We start from the raw sequence: 21,682 nt of genomic DNA on the forward strand, positions 1-21,682 counted from the left end.
CGCAGAGCCGCCGTATGTCTGTAGCGCAATGCCGCCCAATTCAAAGTCATTGCGTCACACTCAGAGCCCGTCAGCATTCGGGCCATGATATTGAGTCCTTCTCTCATGGTTGCCTTTGACCGCTCGCTCCCCAAACTGTCGAGGTACACTGCTGCCGGGTGCTGAGTCAGGGGTACCGGACAGGGCAGATTCAAGGTTTCGGGCTGTTGCTCTCCAATTCGGTTGAGCATTTACTCTTTCAAAGTGGTATTATAAATACTAAATTTTACGCCTTTAACGGTTCACGCGATCGATCGATTTGGCTCCTCCCTCGGAGAGCCCTCGCCGTCTGGGAACGGGATCGTGTGTTCTTTCTTGTGGCCACGGCCGGTTAGTCGTAAGGAAAGTTAAAGGATCGACGTCTAGAGAGTCAGCGAAGCATCAACTAGCTTGTTTTCATAAGCGTGTAACAGACTTGCGTCAAGATTATTTGCACAAATTAGACAATATATGGGGCTGGACTTTATATGATTAGGTGCGCTCGCACCTAATCCCTTCAACTTATCGCCCCTAAAAGAGGTATAACCCGATGATTTATTTGCCAATTACAATCGCCCAGATAAAAGAGCGTTCGCCCTTGCAAAAAAAAGAGCGAACGATCGCCTTTCCATGCAATCTATGTTATGTTCGAGAGTAAATATAAAAGAGTTCGCGCTTTGATTATTTACCCTTGACAAACTTAATTATCCCCAAAAAATATGCACAATGCCAACTGAAGACGAGCGGTCAACATCGCCTAATGAACCCACAAAACCCGCTCAGAAAAACGATCCGTTTGCTTTCTCTTCTGAGTTAAGGTTAAATATAACAGAAGGAGTCGAGTTCATTACCGAGCGACTTATCTTAGGACAAAATATAACCCTCGATTTATTTGGCGGTAAAACATCTCAGATTCCCGAAGCGATTAACGTTGACTTGATAGCTGAGTCAGGAATTCAAACATCAATTGCTGAACTGTTACCAAAACTACCTAGACAGAGTATAGACCAAATTATCGCCAGTAACCCCCAGGCATATTTCCTTGAATATGCAGCACCCGTACTAAAACTAGGAGGTCGTATTTATATCAATGCCACGAAAAGAAATCCTTTCGGCAAACTCCCAAATGCCGAAACCCTAGAGCAACTGGGATTAATAGTTGTGCAAGAAAACGCGCCACTAGACACCAGATTTACCAATCAAAAATTTTCCAGGGAAACTCCCAGAAATGATGGCACTTTAGAAATTCCGTTATCCAGCTTAAAAACTACTATTTTGGAAAAAATCAAATGACTATAATTAGCAATCATTTTGACCTACTCTATTTTACAAATTGTAACTTCGATCCACCTTTAATTCGCGATTCAAAAATCATCATTCCCACCCGTAAACTAGGCTTATTACCAAGTCATCCACTTAATCCCCAAAATGAAATAATTTTCCTGTCAAAATCTTACCTGATTTTCGATGGAGTGAAAACATCGGTACGACAGTTAACCGGATATGTGGAAGAAAATCCTGGAACTAATCATTTCAAACCTCTCGAAGAAAACTCTAGAACAGTCATAGATGATGATTTTCCCGATCTTGGTAAAACTGTAAGTTTATTTGGACTAGAAGGTGCTTTTGAAGATCCGTTAGAATGGGTTGATTGGGAAATTGAAAGTACATCATTTTATCTTATGGAACATCCATCAGATGACTGGGAATTTACAGAGTTGTGGATAGATACAACTAATTTTCCTCTAAAAGTTATGCTATTGGTTAGAGACAAGGAGGGAATTAGCTGTGTTTACGATCCATCTCAAAATTATCAACTAATATTTTTAAGTTTCACTTATGAAGAGGCGAAGTTATGGCTAGAAAAACAATATAAACTTGTGCCACAGCGTTTTTCCAAAGAGGTATGTGTATAATAGACATCTCCTAAAAAGATTCTGGAAGCCTTCCCCTATCTGGATCAAAACCTAATTTTGGGAGATATCTATTGGTCATAATAACTGAATAATATACTTCCAAGACCTGCACAAAATGCGCTCATGTTTATAGAAAACTTGGTGGTTCTAAGAACTTTAAATGCCCTGAATGTGGTTATGAAATACCACGATATTTTAAGGGAGCTTTTGGAATTTTTCTCAAGGCAATGTGGGATACTACCTTTACCAACTCAATTGGTGATGTTGTACTAGACATTCAGGATATCCATAATGTCGGAAGATGTCTCGGTTAAAAGTATCAGGTGACTCAGTTGACAGTAAGTTACAACTCGGTGTATGGCACTTTTGTTGCCCGTACACTCTGTCAAGTGGAGGGCTAATCGCGCTTTTTTCAGCAACAGCAGACAGGGGAAGGTGCAGAGTTTTACCGTTTTGGTAAGTTCTGCGTCCTAATCGCCTTGGCAGTTGCTATCTGAAATTTCTCAGCTTCGCAATGTAACAATTAAGAGCGATTCAGCAAGGGTTAAAAACTGTGAATACGGTGGAGGAACTCCAACAAGTCTATCAGGAAAAAACTCGTTGGCGTCAAAAAACGGCACGTCGCCCAGTCGCAAAAAAACCCGATCGCCCGATCGACTCAGCAGTCTGCTCCCTTATCAAATAGCACTCAAGCATATAAGATAGAGATTGACTGGCCGACAATGTGATTCAGGGTGAATAATTCGCTAATTGAGACCAGCCCGCGTGGCTGGGGGTGATAGAAGTCCCTGAAACGCTGGAAATTACCGCTTCGCTTCGGGCGCTCGTTAAATGTTCTTCTTTGAAGAGACGATCGCCAACGCGATTGATGAGGCAAATCAGTCGATCGCACTCAGCCAGCCCGCTGGCAATAAGAGACCTATCTTATTTTAACACAACGGGGTTAACCCTAGATTCTATCTAGGTTAGGCATCACGCACTCATACAAAAAAGAAAAGGCTTTCAGGAGGATTTCAGGCTCCTCACACCTCGCAGAGAAAGGCTCAAATCCTTAAAAATGGGTTTCGGCGCATAAGAGCAATTGGTTTGATGCGCGGTTATCACGCAGCGTGAATAATTTTTATTTCCAAAAAACCTAATGTCACAAGTAACAACTCCCAACAATTCGACTGCGCCCTCTTCCCCAATCCTGCCCTCTCCCCCCGTTGCTGCGGGCGGTATGGATATCCAAGGCGTCGAAACACCGCCATCATCGAGCGGTGATGGTACTTCTACACCGCCATCATCGAGCGGTGATGGTACTTCTACACCGCCATCATCGAGCGGTGATGGTACTTCTACACCCCCATCATCAAGTGGTGATGGTGGTTCTACAACGCCATCATCCCCAGCAACAACTCCCAACAACTCAACAGCGCCTTCTTCTCCAATCTTGCCACCCTCCCCAAGTAATGGTTCTTCTACTGAGTCAATACCACCAGTAACAACCCCCAACAACTCAACAGCGACTGCTTCTCCAATCCTGTCACCATCTCCAAGTTCAAGCCCAACTCTCATTACCACCCAAGTCAGCTTACTCAATTTAGACGCAGAGTGTCCAGAACTCCCTGAACCGCCAACAGTTATATTTCAGCCACCAGTGCAACCGCCAAAAGTTACTAGCGACGGGCGCATCACGATTATTGGCGATAATGGTCGCAGTTTTCCCAACAGTGGGGTGAACGATGACATTTTAATCTTTGATGGAGGAAGCAACGATCTTATTTTCGGCGGCAACGGCAATAACTTAATCTGGGGTGAGTTCGGTGCAAATACCTTAATTGGTGGCAGTGGCGATGACACGATCTATGGTGGTGTCATAGATTTATTGAAGCGTAATCAGAATCAACCTTTGTCTGCCCAAATGCAGAATCAACCTGCATTAATCTTTGGTGGTAGTGGCAACGATCTACTGTTTGGGATGGAACAAAACGATACCATCATTGGCGGTAATGGCAACGATCTCGCTTATGGGGGTAAAGGAGATGACTTGATCTATGGCGAAAAAGGGCCTGATACTCTTTATGGCGGTCAAGGTCAAGATACGATTATTGGTGATTACGGCGATCCAAATACTACGGATACAAATGATCGGGGAGATTTGCTCTTTGGCAATCGTGGGGATGATGCGATCGCGGGTGGCATTAGCAACGATACTATTTATGCCGGAAAGGGTAATGATATCGTTTTGGGTGGCAAAGATAATGACTTGATCTGGGGTCAACTTGGCAATGATACCCTCGTAGGCGGTGAGGGCAATGATACTTTATACGGCGGTACAGGAGAGGCAAACAATCTAGATTCTCAAGGGCGTGACTTGCTATTTGGAGGGTCTGGAAATGACTTGCTTTTTGGCAATGAAGGTGAGGATTCGCTTTCTGGAGGTGAAGGTAATGATACATTATACGGGGGTAAGGGTAATGATATCGTTGACGGCGGCAGGGGAGATGATTTGCTGTTTGGCGATGAGGGCAACGATACAAGTTGCGGTGGTGATGGCAATGATACTATTTATGGCAGTACAGGAAATAACACCTTCTCTGGTGGTGCCGGCAACGATCTCTTGTTTGGTGGGGTCGGCAATGACTTAATAGCAGGGGGCGAGGGGGCAGATACATTCCGGTTCCAGTATCTCGAATCGGGCGAATCAGCGGTATCAGTTGGTGGCGGCCTAAACGGAAATCCTTTTGGGTTAGATACGTTGACTGATTTCACACCCGCACAAGATAAGATTCAATTGGATCGCAGGGCCTTGCCCGTGTTGCAACCCGGTACATTGCCAGCAAGCCTTTTTAGCGTTACCAATAACTTTAACGTCAATAATCAGGGCGCGAGTCCGGCTCGAGTAATTTACGACAAAACAAGCGGTTTGGTGTACTACAATTCTTTGGGTACGCTAGGGAATGAAGTACCGTTAATGCAGCTTCAACCGAATCTGAATATCACTTCCAACGACTTTGATATCGTGTAAATATCTATGGAGGCAAAGCCTCTACACAAGTGCGTTTTCTAGTTTACTAGCGGCGTCCGTGATACCTTGCATCGTGACACATGGAGGCAAAGCCTCTACACAAGTGCGTTTTCTAGGGGCAAATCCCCCGCGGTTGCCCCTGGAAAATGGTGATGCTGCGTCTAGGAGTGATATCGATTCCGGTTGCACCGTCCGTGATTGTTGACTGTTGACTGTTGACTGTTGACTGTTGACTCGGGGTCAAAAAAATGAAAATTGCGCGAATTATTTGTTGGCCTCCGGATTCGACTTTACGCCCGACTTCGGAGCGCGGATTTGATATCATTCCGGCAGTAAGGCCGGAATTGATATGATAAAGCTAAACCTGTTTCCAGAAAGAACAAGCAATCCAATGTGTCAAGGCTTTTAGGTTGCCATTCCTCAATTCCCTATTTGATAGCAATCGTGGAAAACAAGGCAGATATCTACTATAGTCGCGATAACGTCCTTGACCCACAAGGAGACTTGACGGATGCGGAAACTAACTACCGACAAGCGATCGCCCGCGAACCCAACAATGCAACCGCTTACTATAATCTTGGAGTCGTCCTTGACGAGCGGTATCTGCTACCTGAAGCAGAAAGCAACTACCGACAAGCGATCGCCCTTAAACCTGATTATGTCAAAGCTTACAGCAATCTGGGTTGCGTTCTTGTCAAGCTGGATAAGTTATTCGAGGCGATCGAGGTTTTCCGACAAGCGATCGCTCTTTCCCCCAAGTGGGCTAGCTTATACAATAACCTCGGCCAAGCATTTCAGGCACAAGGAAAAGTCGGTGACGCTATATCTGCTTATATCGAGGCGATCACATTACAGCCCGATCTGGTTTTAGCTCATTATAACGCCGGTCAAGTTTGGCAGAGTCAAGGTCAGCATGGGTCGGCGGGTCGGTGTTTTGAGAAGGTGATAGAACTCGCTCCCGATAACGCTTCAGCTTATAGTGAGTGGGGCTATTCTCTCATGGCAGAAGGCAAGCTGGATGCAGCAATGGCGTGCTTTCAGCAGGCAATTTCCCTACAGCCGACATTTGTTGAAGCTTACTGCGCTCTGGTTCTCCAAACTATACACGAAAGCTCTGTAGAAGGTAAAGAAATTGACGAACTGGGACAAGCTAAAATTGCCTGTGCCAGATTTCTTCAAGCACTACAGCGGCAATCAAACGCTCCCGAAGTTTATGCCAATCTCTGGCAAACTTACGTCCATTTAGGAAATGTTTTATTTGAGTATGGTGAATTCAAACAAGCAGAAATTTATTATCATAAAGCTTTACAGGTTAAACCCAATGACGTTGATATTTTAGGGCGGGTGAGTCATTGTTTGGTAAAACAGAAACGGCTCAAGGCGGCGGTGATAGTATGCCAAATCGCAAGAATTATTGAACCAAATGCTAGTTTGATTTGCTTTCAGTTGGAAAAAGTGAGATCCAACTCGCTTCCCAAAGGCGCTTTATCTGCCCAAGATTGGGTTGTTACCGCACAATTAAACGGGGCTAGCTATATTAGCAATTTCCAGAAAAGCCAGTCAAATGCAGTCAAAATGCCTGTCCCACAGGGCTTATTCGAGAGGTCTGTTGGTGTTGATGCGGAATTTGAGTCTAATCCAGTCTGTAGCAAATTACTTGACTTTGATGCTTCCCAAGCGGGATGTGAGGGATTAAACTGCACGCCGTGCTTGAAGCGAATTTACCAGCAGTTTGCTCCCATTCATCAGGGGTTAGGAATTCATGTTTTTAATAAGGGAGCGAACATTGCTATTGATTCACCCAGTAATTTTGTAGCGGTAATTCCAGATGGGCGCGCTTGGGTTGTTCCGCAAAAAAACTCTTGGATGATTTGTAATGCTATTGCTATTATTACTCCCGATAATTATCTGTTAAGAGATGTTTCTCGCGAGTATCCGGGTTCTTTGCCGGGGTGTATGCAACATGATACAAACAAACATCGGGTTTTTAATTTAGAAGAATTACCAATTTTAGAACAAATTGATGGGACAGTTGCAGTATTATCTGGACTTTCGGGAAATGTTTACTTTCATTGGATGGTGGATATTCTACCCCGGCTCGACATTTTACGTCAAAGTAAGGTAGATTGGGAGAAAATAGATGGGTTTTTAGTTAATAGCATCGCCCAACCTTTTCAGCGAGAAACGCTCTTAATGTTGGGGATTTCACCATCCAAGATTATCGAGAGCGATCGCCACCCTTATATTCAAGCTAAAAAACTTATTGTACCATCTTTTTCGGGTTCGCTCGGTTGGCTGCAACCGAGCGCTTTGAAATTTCTACGTCAGGAATTTCTGAAAGAAATTTCATCGCCAAGTTCCCCTTACCCAGAACGTATTTACATTAGTCGAGCCAAGTCTCAATATCGGCGGGTAATCAATGAAGGAGAAGTGATTGATTACCTGGCTAAATTCGGTTTTCAAACTGTGGTAACAGAATCTTTGCCGGTAGTGGAACAGATTGCGCTATTTTATCATGCTAAAATAATTATAGCCCCGCATGGTAGTGGGTTAACTAATATTATTTTTTCCCGGAATGGTACTAAAATCATTGAACTTGTTTCTCCTCACTATCTGAGACCTTATTATTGTATCATCAGTGAACTTTTAGGGCTAGAACATTACTATTTAATAGGGGAGGTATTTGCCTGTTATCCCATCCGAGAGCTGATGTATCAAAATCCGCTGACCGAAGATATTAAAATTAGCTTTAGCCAATTGGAAGAAATGATGAAAATTGCCAATATAATAAATCCTAATCCCTCAATCGCGAAGCCGATTCAGAAGCAAAATCCTATGAATTCTGAAATTACCGCAGTGCAGTATCCTTCTGCCGCCAAACTTATTTCTATGGAAACTACTATCAATTCTGAAATTACCGCAGTGCAGTATCCCTCCGCAGCCAAACCCACTTCTATGCAAACTACTATCAATTCTGAAGCTACCGCAGTGCAGTATCCCTCCGCAACCAAACCCACTTCTATGCAAACTACTATCAATTCTGAAGCTACCTTAGCGCAGTTAAATGAACAAGCCGAAATTTATTTAACACAAGGAAAATTAGAAGAAGCAGAAACAGCTTGTTTGCAAGCTTTGAATACTCAACCGAAGTCAGCACCGATTCTCAAAATTCTGGGCAATATTCTGCACGCAAAAGGTAAGATAGAAGACTCCCGAAAGTGCTACATTAAAGCGATTGAGAGTCAGCCTAATTTTGCCGCAGCTTATGTAAACTTAGGCAGTTTATACGCACAGCAGCAACAGTGGGATTCAGCCATAAAGTATTATCAGCAAGCAATACACATTGACCCTAATTTAACGGCAGCTTACCGCAATTTAGCAAAGGTTTGGACGCAGTTAAATAAACCGAGCGATGCGGCAGACTGTTGGTATGCTGTCTTGAGTCTGGAACCGGAAAATTTTTCAGCACAAGAATGCGTCAATCTGGGAAATACTTTTGTGCGGTTAGATGATATTACTCGGGGCATTTATTGTTACCAACGCGCTTTGGAATTAAACCCCAAGTTGGTAGGAGCTTATCAAAATTTGGGGGAAGCTATGAAGCGCCAAGGAAAGTTAGAAGAGGCGTTATTTTATTATCAAAAAACTATAGAATTAACTAACAAAGCGGCGGATGTGTCGGATTTGTCTACCCATAAAAATGGGATTTTTGATAGCCCTAAATCGTCGAAACTGTTGGATTTATCTAGGACTAAAACTAAGCTACATGATAGCCCTAAATCGCTAGATTTGCTTACTTCTGAAGATGCTGAGGCGTTAATTGTTTTGGCAGGACATTATTATAATAAGGGGAAATTGTCTGAGGCGATCGCGCAGTGTCAGCGAGCGATTTCACTTCAACCACAGGCTGCTGTTGCTTACCAACTATTGGGGGAAGCGTTGCAATTGAGTGGGAAACTAGAAGAGGCCAAACGTTGTTATTTTAAAGTGTTAGAAATTCAACCAAATTTTGCTGATGTTTTGGCAAGTCTTGGCAATGTGTTCGCACAGCAGCAACTATGGCAGGACGCAATTAATTATTACCAAAAAGCCGTTAGTTTCAAGCCTGATTTCGCGGAATTTTATCGGAAATTGGCGAAAGTTTTTGAGCAAATTGGTTCCCAAGAACAAGCAGCAATTTGTTCGTATAAGGCAGTGAATTTAGAACCGCGAGGAGCAACCGCAGAGCAATGTTTAATTCTGGGGAATACGCTGTTGGGACAGGAGAAAGTTGATGAGGCGGTGGCGTGTTATCGTCTGGCTATTCAGTTGAATCCTAAGCTATCACCAGCTTATCATAATATTGGGGAAATTTTGAGCAGGAAACAGGAGTGGGAAGGGGCAATTAATGCTTACCGTCATTCCATTCAAGTTAAACCGGATAATGCGGGGTCGCATTATGGTTTGGCAAAGGCTTTGTCTGCACAAGAATCTTGGGAAGAAGCCGTTGTTAGTTACCGAAAAGTTATCCAGTTTAATCCTAATTCGGCGGAAGTTTATCATCAATTAGGAGATGCGCTAACAAAGCTGAATAAGTTGGATGAAGCCGTCAGTGTGTATCGTCGGGCAATTGAGTTAAACCCGGATAATTCTTGGTCGCACAATAATTTAGGAGATACACTGATTAAATTACAACAGTGGGAGGAGGCGATCGCTCCCTACCGTTATGCTACACAGCTTAACCCAAACTGGGCTTGGACTTTCTACAATTTAGGGGAAGCGCTAGCGCAATGCCAGCATTGGGAGGAGGCGATTGCAACCTACTCTCGGGCTGTCGAGCTCAACCCCGAACTACCGGGGATTGAAAGCAAATTAGCGGGTGCTTTCCGAGAACGAGCTAGATTAGATTTAGATACAGCTTTTAACTGGTATTACAAGGCGATTAAAGTCAATGCAAATGAAGTAGAAACTTATCACGAGTTCCTAGAAATTAAGCAAAACTCGCCGGAAATTGGCTTACAGTTGGGCAATACTTTGGTGAACCACAATCGGCTGAATGAAGCAATTAATTTATATCAAACAATGCTCCAGACATTCCCTGAAAATCCGGCTATTCACTTAGATTTAGGTAAGGCTTTTGCTCGAAAGAAGGACTGGGAGTTGGCGCTGGCTGCCTACCGTCGCGCTATTGAGATTGACCCAAATCATTGTTGGTCTCATCACGAACTCGCCGAAGTTTTAGCAGCACAAGGTAAGCGAGAGGAAGCAATATGTAGCTACTATCGAGCGATAGAAACTAATCCTTCTCCTTCCTTTTGGCATTATCACAACTTGGCGAAAGTTCAGTCTAGTAAAGGTGAATGGGAGCAAGCGGTACTCTCCTACCGCAAGGCAATTGAAGTAAACCCAGATTATTCTTGGTCGCACAGAAACTTGGGCGATATTCTAGCGGCACAGGGGAAAACTGATGAAGCAACTGTCTGTTATCGCCGCGCTATTAAGCTAAAACCTAGAATTTTCTAAATTTTGAGATGAAAAGCCCCCATGTCTGAGCAAATTGATAGATTAATTGTACATTATCAAAAAGCCTTGTTAATTAAGCCAGATAACGCCGAAATTTACATCAATTTGGCAGAATTATATTACAAACTGGGTCAACTTGATAAGACAGTCACAGCTTGTGAAACTGCACTCAAAATTCAACCCACTTTGACAGGTATCTCGAAAACGTTGGCTGGTGTGCTGCAACAACGAGGAGAAGTCGATGCTGCTTTTGAAATGTATAATGCGCTAGGCGAGCGATTGGTCAAGGAAGGAAAGTTAGAAGAGGCGATCGCTGCCTACCGATCTGCAATTGAGCTAAAACCAGATGCTTATCAAACTTTTTATCGATTAGCGGAACTATTGCAAGGACTACAGCGATGGCAGGAGGCTATTTATTGTTACCTTCAAGTGATTTCTTGTTACCAAGAAGGTCTCGATGTAGAGCAGATATTTGTTGACTCCTATTACAGATTAATAGATATAAAAAATAATTGTCCGATCCAAGAAGCAATTCGTAGCTACCGCCAGATAATTCGGGAGAAACCTGATTTTTACCTGCCTTACCCTGATTTGGGAGATATGTTGACTCAGCAAGGAAACTTAGAAGAGGCTATCTCTTGTTACCAAACTGGTAGTTACAAACACCTTTTAAGTTCTCACCCCGATTTTGCAAAAAACTATTTGAATCCACAGAACCCACGCAAACCCAATTTTATGATCGTTGGCATTGGAAAAGGAGGAACAAGTTCGCTGTATTATTACCTAGGAAAGCATCCTCAAATCCTGCCTGCTATTAGAAAAGAAATACATTTTTTTAGTGAAAATATCGAGCGGGGATTAGACTGGTATTTATCTCATTTTCCGCCCATTCCCAAAGAATCTAATTTTTTGACCGGAGAAGCCACTCCTTGGTATTTGGGAAGTTATGAAGTCGAAAAGAAAGTTGCTAGTGTATTTCCCAATATTAAGATTATTATTCTTTTACGTAATCCCATCTTTAGAGCTTTTTCTCAATACCAAATGCAGTTAAAATTTGCAGGAGAGCAGAGGGCATTTGCAGACGTAATTAACTCAGAAATTGAAGCTATTAAAAATTTCTCATCTCCTGGTGAAGTTGACTCAGATTATTGGCAGACAGAAAAAGGCTATTTATTCTTTGGTTTATATTTCTACTTTATAGAGAAGTGGATGACTGTATTTCCGAGAGAACAGTTTTTAATTTTAAGGAGTGAAGACTTTTATGCTAATCCGGCGGCTACTATAACTCAAGTTTTCGAGTTTTTGGGGGTGCCGGATTATTCCCTTGCAGAATATCCCAATTATAATCCGGGGTCTTATAATCCCCTAAGCGACGATTTGCAGCAGACTTTAGCCGAGTTTTTTCGACCTCATAACCAGAAGCTAGAGGAATATCTCGGCATGAAATTTGATTGGGATTAACCCATCTTAAGAGCGAGGTTTTAGCGGGTACTGATTGGCTTTTGAACTTGTTGCTGTTCTGTCTTTAAACGTTCAATTTCAGCTTTAGCCTGTTGGAGTTGAGATTGCAAGCTATCCAGTTCGTCTTGGATTTCTAGCGCTGTTTGCATCCAAGCTTGGGATTGAGATGCTAAAGCTTGGTATCGATTTCTATCTTGCTCAAGTTGCCACATTTGGCTTTGCTTTTGTGCCTCCGACTGCCAAAGTTGCTCGACGCAGGTGAGGAGGAGATTGAGTTGGCGTTGAGTCCACCGACACGCTTCTATTTGAGACAAGTATTGACGCAAATAATACCGTTCTTTTGGGAATTTTGCCTGGTTAATAACGAGACCAGAATGGGAGTCAGAGAGGTAGAGGGGATAGGGATAGTAGGCAATCTCTTTACCAGTGGCGATCGCAGCCGCTAAAATATGCCAATTTAAAGCTAGCAAATCCCTGACCTCGAAATACCGAAACTCTCGCAGCAACTCCACCGCAAATAGAGCGCACAAATCCCGATTTTGGTTAAATTCCAGTAGCTTGAGTAAAGAGCCGTCATTCGAGTTGATAACTTCCAAATCTTTGTCCAGCGTCATGTCTGGACATACGACAGCTACAGCATCAGATTCACAAGCCGCCGTGACAAATTTTTCCACCATTACAGGCAGTGCGATGCGATCGCCTGCAAAGTGCAAAAAATATTCTCCCGTCGCCAGTTCTACCAAACAGTTATAAGCCATTCCCAAACTTTTATTAACATCGAACTCGACAAACTGATAGGTGGGAAACTGCTCTTTAGCCAGAGCGATCGCCTCTGGTATGGATTCGTCGGCGGGTGTTTTATACAGAACAATAACTTCTAAATTTTGATAAGTTTGTCCGGCTAGGCTTTCCAGGCAATCCAAAACTTTTATCGTATCAGGAAAACAAGTCACGCCTATGGTTACGCGGGGATTTTGGGGGTCTTTGGGTGCCGATTTGATAAATGCTTCGCTCATATATTCAAGTTTTTGGTTGAGTAATTTTTGATTCACTTGTTCTAATAAAGTGCGCTCTGGGGCGATCGGCGTTTCAGGACAAGCTGAAATAGCTTTACTGATGGTGCCGGCGAGCGATCGTGCATCTCCTGGCTCAAACCAGCGCACGCCATCTGTTCTTGAAATTAAATTTAAGGTTTCTTGAAATCCTCCCGTATCTGAAACCACTAAACTAACGGCTAACTGTCCCATCTCTAAAGCGGTATTGGGAAAGTTTTCTTGCAAGCTGCAAAGACAGACAATGGGTGTCGGTGACTGGCTGACTAAATTAATTGCTTCTAGGCTGGATAAATCCGGCAAAATATGGTAATAAAATTTACCCTTTAAAGCGCCATCAATATACTGCTGACTATCCAACCCTTGAAGCACAGTTGACTCTAATTTGATGATTTTACCAAGAAACAGAATGTAAATTTTCTCGGCTATATCCGGGTTAAGCAACTGAAGGGCCTCTACAAACGTACAGAGTCCTTTTCTCTCCTCTAACCGCCCAAAAAACACCAGCGGTATCTGTTTCCTATCAAGTTGAGCAGTCAGAATATCGGATATTTTTAATCCTTCGGATGGCGAAGCATTCGGAGACAAAACATTTGTTTTTAACAGTAAATTATCGCCCGAATGCTTTGCCCCTACATCCGCTGATAAGTTGAGGATAGGAATAAAATAAGGTAAATGAACAGCATGAGCAGTTTTCCAGCCATAACTTTCTACTTTTGACTTTAAAAAGTAGGAGGGAAAGCAACTTAAATCGGCATTGTCATAAGAATATTGTTCGTAGTGACAAGCCTGCCAAAACCATTTTGGATAATCTACTGTATATCTGCTATTGACTTCCCGCAACCACTCAAAACCACCGTGATCTGTAACACCAACGAGGCAACTATTACCTAGTACACCTGATTTTTTGGCTTGAATCGTGCGATAACCGCATCCCCAAATTGCGGGAAATTCAACATAAACAACTGCTTCGGGGAAAGTAGCAACAATTGCTTGAGTAAAGAACAAACAGCAGAAACTTTCGCCATCAAAGCATTGACTGATAGAGTCTTCTTGGCATTTCGATAAAATTGCTTGGTGGATAGGTTGAAGATTTAGGACTTTTTCAACTTCGCCGGTAGAGAAGATGTGGTGGAGATTTGGTAGTTGCGATCTCCCTTGGAAGTTCTCATGGCTGTGGCAAAGCAAGAGGATGACATACCAACCTTCTGCTGCTAATTTTTGGCTCAATGTGGTATAATAAGTGCCGATACCGCCATTTTTAGAAAATCCTTCAAATTCGTTACTTGCTAGAATTGCAACTTTTTGAACTGAGGTGTTAAAAGCCTCGAAGAATTGGGGCTGAAACTGCAATTCTGAATTTTCAGGAGAGAGGATATGAGATACTAAATTTTCCGGTTGCATTTTCCTAAAGATACTAATTAAACAGATGTAGGTTGGGTTGAGGTACGAAACCCAACTTCTCAAACTCTTGTAGGTTCCTGGTTTCGCTTTCTCCCCACATTAACCTACCCAACCTACTTATATTATGCTCTAGGGGATGGTGGGTTACGGCGCGGTTTAAGATTTATCTGTTTGCCATAATAAGTTGATACCCGCGCCGTAACCCACCCTACAGGAGGTTCACTTGTCTACTTCTCCCCCTATCGTAGATAATAGTTTGGCTACTTCGGGAATCTCAAGAATATTTCCAAATTTCTCTCGGGCTTGAATGAGTTCGCGTTTAGCTTGTTTTAAATCACCCCAATGAATAAAAGCCATGACTTTGGCAGCGGCAATATTTGGTCGCAATTCCTCTGTGACGATTTCAAGCGAGTATTCAAAAGCTCGCTCAATATCTTCGTAAGAAAAGATACTAAAGGGAGTATCCTGGTTTAGTAGTAAGGTGTTGCTTGGCAGAGGGTTGACATATTGAAATACTGCGGCTTGGTAGAGATTACAATGATGTTTGAAGTATGGTTTCAGTTTGTAAATCAATAGATGAATCCAGGCGGTGTAAAAGTGGGCAAAATCATTATAGTGTACCAGAGAAGTCATGGGGATTAGATGAGGATAAAAGTTTAGGAAAATGCTTTTTGTCAGTTCCCAACTTTTCATAGCATCTACAAATAAATATTCTATAGGGCGGCTGTTCCAGCCAAGTTTCACCACATCTCCTGGGTAAACTTCAATCGAGTGACTCCAGGGACTAATTCTGCGAACAAACTCGTCCAGAAAACTATCTCCCTGTTTATATCTGCCTTCTAGGGAAGTTCCTTTTACACAGTTATCCATATAGGATGGTTCCCAAATAAATATATCGTAAGCATGAATGCGTTTGTCTTTAACAGTTACTTTAAGATTTTTTTCTAATCCCTTAGCTACAGAAATTGTTGCAGAACCAAGCCAGCAGCCCAAATCGATAATTTCGCCTTTACCAGAATACTCATTTTGGGCATAATCTTGGAGAAAAACTTGCTCTGGGGCAGCGGTCATTCCTAATAATAAAGATGTTGATAAATTTTCATTAGAGGAAGGATTGCGAGTGGGAGATGTTTGGAAAAGTGCTGAATTCATGTACTCTATTCGCTGGTTGAATAGCCATTGATTAACTTGCTCTAAAAATGCGCGTAGGGGAAGGGATGGGGTTTCAGGATAAGCGTCAATAGCGCTGGCAATTTCGCACGCGAGAGACTGGGAGTTTCCTGGTTCAAACCATCGTACACTATTTGAGCGGTCAATCATGTTTAATGTCTCCCGAAATCCCCCCGTGTCTGAAACCACCAAACTCACGGGTAACTGTCCCATTTCTAAAGAACTATTGGGAAAGTTTTCTTGAGGACTGGTAAGGCAAACAATGGCCGGTGCTAATTCGTGGACTAGGGCAATGGCTTCTTGGCTAAATAAGTCCGATAATATGGTATAATCAAATTTGCCTCTCAGTTCTTGCTGGATATATTGCTGACTATCCTGGGGCTGAAGTTGAGCAGAATGAAGTGGAACAATTTTGCCTAGAAATATGAGGTGAATTGGCTGGCTGATTTTCTCTCCTAATTGCTGAAGGGCATCAATGAAAGTCAGGAGCCCTTTTCTTTCTTCTAATCTGCCAAAAAAGACAATTGGTATCTGTTCCCGTTTGAGGTTAAGCGAAACTTTCGCTAACATGGGTCGGTTTTTATTTAGAGAAGAGACTATTGGAAAACAGTAGGGCAAGTGAACTGCATGGGAAGTTTTCCAGCCATAACTTTTGACTTTTGCTTCCATGAAATAAGACAGGAAAAATGCTAAGTCGGCATTCTCAAAAGAATATTGCTCGTAACTATAAACATTTCTAAACCAATTTCCACCCTCTATAATATATTTCTCATGGGCTTCATTTAACCACTCTTGACCGCTGTGCATTGTTACGGCTGTGACGCAATTTTTTCCTAACAAACCCGAACGTTTTGCTTGAATTGTGCGATATCCCAGTCCGCACAAATCGGGGAATTCTACATAAATTGGAGATTGTTTAAAGTGCGCGGCTATTGCTTGAATCAAAAAGAGGATTTTATAACTCTCTGATTCTACCCAGTCCCATTCCTTAAACTGAGATAAAATTGCTAGATGAATCGGCTGTAGTTCCAAAACTCGATCAGCTTCAGAGGCGGAAAAGATATGGCGGATATGGGGGACTGTCGATTCTCCGTGAAATTCTTTTTGAGTTTGACTGAGAATTAAAATAATATCTGTACCTTGGGCTGCTAATTTTTGGCTCAATGTAGCATAGTAAGTGCCAATTCCACCGTTTCGGAAAAGGCCTTCATATTCAGGAGTGACGAGGATTGCTACGGGTTCTGTGGAGGCAAATAATTTTTCAATAAAGGGTTGCTGGAAGCGCACTGCAAAATGATCTGCAGAGATTTCATTTAGTAAAGTTAATTGATTCATTGCGTAAGTCTTTTTAAGTTGACACTAATGCCCCTACACCTAATCTTCCTATCTTTCTTCAATCTGTTTCTTCACCCAAACGCGGAAGGCTTTCATTGTTTTATTTCTTCCCTCGATTTTACTTTGTTCTAAATACTGGGGAATCACCTCATTAAGCAACTTCAACCCTGGAAAATGAGGACTTTCACTAACCTGCACGTATCGCCCTGCTTGCAGTACGTTGATTTCTAATTTTGTCCCGTTAAACCGCCACAGTTCTCCGACTCCTAATGCTTCATAATTATTCAACTGGGTGCGGGAGGAAATGTCAATCTCAATGGCTAAATCTGGGGGCGGTTCCACAGTTAAATCGATGCGTTTTTTCCCCCGAACGGCTGCTTCGTTTTCGATATAAAAACAGCTAGCGGCTTCTAAACCTTGTTGCATCGTTTCGCTTTTAAACGTAGTAGAAGCCAGATTTCTGAACTCAACGTCTAGTTCTTCCAGCAAAATTTCCACTAAGTTGCTAATAATAATTTTATCATCTTCATGTTCCGGTAATGGCACCATAATTTCTAAAACTCCCTGACTGTAATTAATCCGCGACCCCCGTTTTTTACCAGACTCCTCTAACATTTCTTCGTACATTTGCCAACTGACATCGGTCATCAGGAGTTGCTGACCGGGGGGGACGATGATTTGTTTAAGTTGGACTTGCATAGTTTCCTCTCTTTTGTGTTAGGGATTCGCCCCTGAATTATCTCAGCCAGTCGAGTTTGGTGCTGCTGAGACTTCACTTTTTGCAATTCTACTGTTTTTTGATGCAGTTGAGCTTGAGACTGTTCTAACTCTGCCTGAGTGGCGTGCAGTTGCAGATCGGACTGTTGTAATTGAGCTTGGGTTTGCCGTAGCTGTTGTCGAGACTGCTCTAGTTCTGCCCGATCTTGCTGCTGCTGAGACTGTAGTTGCTCTACTTGCGATCGCGCCTGGTTGAGTTGTTGGCGACCGGCCTCTAACTCTGCCTGAGTTGTCTGCAATTGTTCCCGTTCCCGTTCAAGTTGCGATCGCGCCTGGGAGTGTTCCTCTTTTAATGTTTCCAATTCTCTCGTTTTTTGATGCAGTTTTTCGTGAGAATCTACCAACTCAGCTTGATTTTTTTGGAGTTGTTGTCGATACTGTTCGAGTTCGGTCTGAGTTGTCTGCAATTGTTCCCGTTCCCGTTCAAGTTGCGATCGCGCCTGGGAGTGTTCCTCTTTTAGAGCTGACAATTCTCTCGTTTTTTGGTGCAGTTGCTCATTAAATTCTGTTAACTGAGTTTGCAGTTGAGTTTGAGACTGTTCGAGTTCTGCTTGCGTTTGCGATCGTTGGATTTTTAGTTCCTCTAATTGGTCTTGAGTTTGGGATTGCTGGATTTTTAGTTCTTCTAATTGGTCTTGAGTTTGGTGGAGTTGGTCATTAGACTCTTTTAACTCAGCTTGAGTCTGCGTGAGTGCGTCTTGAAGTTGCTGTGCAGTTAGCATCCAACCTTGAGATTGGGGAGAGAGAACATGGTTATTTGTTGAGGACAAGTGACTCTCTTTTTCGAGTGTTTCCATAAGCTTTTTGGGTGTTAGGGGTTCGATTTCGTAATCAAAGATGCTTAGACTTTTTAGGTCGTGTTTTAACGGGATGTAACTTAATTGTAAGTTTAGTTACAATAGGCTATCTGGCAAAAAACAAAGGTATGGCGCTGTTCACTCTCGTTAATCTCTTGCAAAATCTCGCTTCCCAACATCCCGTTCGCGCAGCGTCCCCGCATGGGAATCGCATCGCCTATACTTTCCTAGAAGATGGGGAAAAACCGAGTGCTAGTTTAACTTATCGCTCCTTGGACGAGAAAGCTAGGGCGATCGCCACTTACTTACAATCTCAACTCTCTGTTGGCGATCGCGTCCTGCTAGTATATCCCCAAGGGTTAGAGTCCATAGTCGCTTTTTTCGGTTGCCTTTACGCTGGAGTCGTTGCCATTCCCGCACCCGCACCGGAAGCGGCACGGCTAAAACGTATTTTACCGAGATTGGAAGCGATCGCCGCCGATGCTGGAGCTTCATTAATCTTAACCACTGCCAGTCTGCTAGCCAACCGTGACGGCAACCCTTTGACATTTAAGGCAAGAAGCTTTGTCAGCCGGCTCAACGGCAGGGCTTCACTCCTACTCAACTACTACTTGGCAGAGGGAGAAATCGCCCAAAAAACACCCCAACTCGCCACTATTCCTTGGACAGCTACCGAGAAAATTCCCGCCCAGCTAGCCGCCCAATGGCGACAGCCGGAAATTAATGGCGATACTTTAGCTTACCTGCAATATACCTCCGGTTCCACTTCCACGCCCAAGGGAGTGATGCTCGACCACAAAAACCTGATGTGCCATTTAGCGGAACTGCAAGAAGCTTGCGGGTACGACTCCCACAGCGTCACCGTTACTTGGATGCCCTATTTTCACGATTACGGACTGGTAGAGGGAATTCTGGAACCGCTCTATAACGGCACTCCTTGTTACTTGATGTCGCCGATGGCGTTTATCAAACAGCCGCTACGCTGGCTGAAAGCGATTTCCCACTATCGCGCCACCCACAGCCAAGCCCCTAATTTTGCCTATGCTTATTGTTTGCGTCGGATAACGTCAGAAGAACGCGCTACGCTCGATCTTAGCTGTTGGCAAGCGGCGGGAAATGGTGCGGAATCCATTAACCCGCAAGTGATGGAACAATTTTGCCAACAGTTTGAGCCGTGTGGGTTTCGTCAATCTGCCTTTGCCCCAGCCTATGGACTGGCGGAAGCGACGTTGATAGTTACAACGAGTCAGAGAACGGACGATCCGGTTTTCTGTACGGTTTCTGCTGAGGCGTTGGCACAAAATCGCATTGCCCTGGCATCGACAGGTCAAAGGTTGGCGGGTTCGGGGCGGCTGTTGGGGAATAATGTTGTGGCAATTGTGAATCCAGAAACGTTGACTCGCTGTGCCGCCGATGAAGTTGGGGAAATTTGGGTGTCGAGTGCGGGGGTGGCGCGGGGTTACTGGCAGCGTCCCGATGCGACTCAGGAGACGTTTCGCGCTTACTTAGCGGAGACGGGGGAAGGGCCGTTTCTGCGGACGGGGGATTTAGGATTTATTAAATATGGGGAATTGTTTGTTACGGGTCGGCTGAAGGATTTGATTATTATTCGAGGAGAAAACTATTATCCCCAGGATATTGAATGGGTGGTGGAAAAGAGTCATCCGGCTTTGCGTCCGAATTATGGGGCAGCATTTGCTATTGAAGTTGATGGAGTCGAACAGTTAGTTATCGCGATCGAGGTCGAGCGCCAGAAGAGTAAAAATCTTAATGTGGATGAAGTGGTGGGTGCTATCCGCAATGCTGTAGCCGAACACTATGAGTTACCTGTTTATGGGGTGGTGCTGCTGAAGCGGGGGAGCATTCCTAAGACTTCTAGTGGAAAGATTCAGCGCCAAGCGTGTCGGAAAGCTTTTGTTGATGGCAGTTTGGATAGTATCGCTATTTGGACTTTAGCAAGTGCATCCGTTCAGCAGGAAACTACTGCTCACAATGACTTAGAGTTCCAGTTGGTTCAAATTTGGCAAAGGGTTTTAGGCATCTCACCCATTAGCACCAAAGACAACTTCTTTGAGTTAGGGGGAGACTCGCTCAAAGCTGCGGTTGTGGTAGCTGAAGTCGAAAAGATATTTGATCGAAATCTCCCTTTAGCAAGTTTAGTAGAAGCACCCACTATTGAGCAACTAGCCAACTTTATCATTCAAGAAAACAGGAGAAAGGAATTCAGAGCGCTCGTTCCAATCAATCTCAATGGCAACAAGCGACCTTTGTTTTATGTACATAGTATAGGTGGTCTGGATTCAGTTTCCACATTGGTACGTTATTTAGATCCAGAGCGCCCTTTTTATGGCTTCCAAGCAGTAGGATTGGACGGAGAAAAAGCTCCCTATACTCGCATAGAGGATATGGTGGAACACTACATCCAAGACATCCAAACCGTTCAGCCTGAAGACCCCTATCTCTTAGTAGGTGGCTGTACAGGGGGCAATATTGCCTTTGAAATGGCTCAACAATTAAAAAAGCGGGGTCAGCAAGTTTTGCTGGTGGTTATGGTAGATAGTCTCAATCCATTAATTACACAAGAACGAAAAATGCAAACATGGAATCATTGGATATCATCTGGAAAACAAAATCGAAGAGAAAAACTAATAAACTCTGGTTTAAATATCAATCAAGTTGAAAATATCTTAAAAGTTTGGGAGGCTAATTACCAAATTATCATTAACCATGTACCGCAGATGTATTCGGGGCGAGTTGTTTATTTAGCGGCTACAGAGAATCGGAAGCAGGAGTTCGGACATCAGTTCGATCCAATGCAACCCAATGGTTGGAATAGTTTGGTAGCAGGTGGAATTGAAATTATCGAGGTTCCAGGTAGTCACCTTACTCTGCACTTTGAAGCCCACGTCCGAGTATTAGCTGAGAAATTGAATGCTTGTTTGGAGGAAGTTGATGGTGTCCTACTTCCTGAGCGAAAATAAGCGATCGCTTCCAAACTTAATCCCTACGGGAGCATATATACTATGCTTTTCAAGTTGTTTTCCAACTGAGCTTCTTGATAAACTTTGGCTTACTTTAACCGGAAGTTACCCCGTGTACGGGGTAACTTCCGTCTGAAACCATGGCGAGGTGAGACTTGCCCCAAGCGTCCCAGTCTTTTACAGGGAGCATCCCGGTTTTGTAAATGGTTAAAAGTATGATAAGAGCCAAAATTTTTCGCCCTCCGCTATATGATAGAAC

10 protein-coding genes and 2 pseudogenes are annotated in these 21,682 nt (G+C 43.4%); 7 read left to right on the forward strand and 5 right to left on the reverse strand.

Features of this window, described 5'->3' with window-relative positions; genetic code table 11:
- Nucleotides 1–230 (reverse strand): annotated as a pseudogene (locus tag QUB26_RS27300) (integrase); the annotation flags it as partial.
- A gap of 514 nt (nucleotides 231–744) precedes the next feature.
- Between QUB26_RS27300 and QUB26_RS27305 the strand changes: the two are divergent.
- The 6 genes and pseudogenes from QUB26_RS27305 (at nucleotide 745) to QUB26_RS27330 (ending at nucleotide 11,907) form a co-directional block, all read left to right on the forward strand.
- Complete coding sequence (locus QUB26_RS27305) at nucleotides 745–1,311, forward strand: hypothetical protein (protein ID WP_333320499.1); 567 nt, start codon at nucleotides 745–747, stop codon at nucleotides 1,309–1,311.
- Nucleotides 1,308–1,934: a hypothetical protein gene (locus QUB26_RS27310; RefSeq protein ID WP_333320501.1), complete on the forward strand. Its 627-nt coding sequence runs from the start codon at nucleotides 1,308–1,310 to the stop codon at nucleotides 1,932–1,934. Before QUB26_RS27305 ends, QUB26_RS27310 begins: the two co-directional genes overlap by 4 nt.
- Nucleotides 1,935–2,038: 104 nt before the next feature.
- Nucleotides 2,039–2,248, forward strand: a pseudogene (locus tag QUB26_RS32115) (RNA-guided endonuclease InsQ/TnpB family protein); the annotation flags it as partial.
- 824 nt (nucleotides 2,249–3,072) lie between these two features.
- Nucleotides 3,073–4,944 carry a hypothetical protein gene (locus tag QUB26_RS27320; RefSeq protein WP_333320503.1) on the forward strand — a complete coding sequence of 624 codons (1,872 nt, stop codon included), beginning with the start codon at nucleotides 3,073–3,075 and terminating at the stop codon, nucleotides 4,942–4,944.
- Between the two features lie 444 nt (nucleotides 4,945–5,388).
- Nucleotides 5,389–10,446, forward strand: coding sequence for a tetratricopeptide repeat protein (locus tag QUB26_RS27325; RefSeq protein ID WP_333320505.1), 5,058 nt, complete (start codon nucleotides 5,389–5,391; stop codon nucleotides 10,444–10,446).
- Nucleotides 10,447–10,467: 21 nt separating this feature from the next.
- A complete protein-coding gene (locus QUB26_RS27330) occupies nucleotides 10,468–11,907 on the forward strand; it encodes a tetratricopeptide repeat protein (RefSeq protein ID WP_333320507.1) in 1,440 nt (479 codons plus the stop codon).
- Between the two features lie 20 nt (nucleotides 11,908–11,927).
- Here QUB26_RS27330 and QUB26_RS27335 read toward each other — a convergent pair whose 3' ends face one another.
- The 4 genes from QUB26_RS27335 to QUB26_RS27350 all read right to left on the reverse strand — a co-directional run bounded on the left by QUB26_RS27335 (nucleotide 11,928) and on the right by QUB26_RS27350 (nucleotide 18,442).
- Nucleotides 11,928–14,363 (reverse strand): glycosyltransferase, encoded by a 2,436-nt coding sequence (locus tag QUB26_RS27335; protein WP_333320510.1) that lies wholly within the window; start codon nucleotides 14,361–14,363, stop codon nucleotides 11,928–11,930.
- 219 nt (nucleotides 14,364–14,582) lie between these two features.
- On the reverse strand, nucleotides 14,583–16,868 hold the full coding sequence (locus QUB26_RS27340) for a glycosyltransferase family 4 protein (protein WP_333320512.1): 2,286 nt from the start codon (nucleotides 16,866–16,868) through the stop codon (nucleotides 14,583–14,585).
- A gap of 48 nt (nucleotides 16,869–16,916) precedes the next feature.
- A complete protein-coding gene (locus tag QUB26_RS27345; RefSeq protein ID WP_333320514.1) occupies nucleotides 16,917–17,567 on the reverse strand; it encodes a Uma2 family endonuclease in 651 nt (216 codons plus the stop codon).
- Entirely contained in the window at nucleotides 17,516–18,442 is a 927-nt protein-coding gene (locus QUB26_RS27350; protein ID WP_333320516.1) for a hypothetical protein, read from the reverse strand. The genes QUB26_RS27345 and QUB26_RS27350 overlap by 52 nt, the downstream gene beginning before the upstream one ends.
- 128 nt (nucleotides 18,443–18,570) lie before the next feature.
- Here QUB26_RS27350 and QUB26_RS27355 point away from each other — a divergent pair, with 128 nt between their 5' ends.
- Nucleotides 18,571–21,423, forward strand: a complete 2,853-nt coding sequence (locus tag QUB26_RS27355) for an AMP-binding protein (RefSeq protein ID WP_333320518.1) — start codon at nucleotides 18,571–18,573, stop codon at nucleotides 21,421–21,423.
- The last annotated feature ends 259 nt before the right edge of the window (nucleotides 21,424–21,682 follow it).

Source organism: Microcoleus sp. B4-C1 (assembly GCF_036705285.1).
Lineage (GTDB): Bacteria > Cyanobacteriota > Cyanobacteriia > Cyanobacteriales > Microcoleaceae > Microcoleus.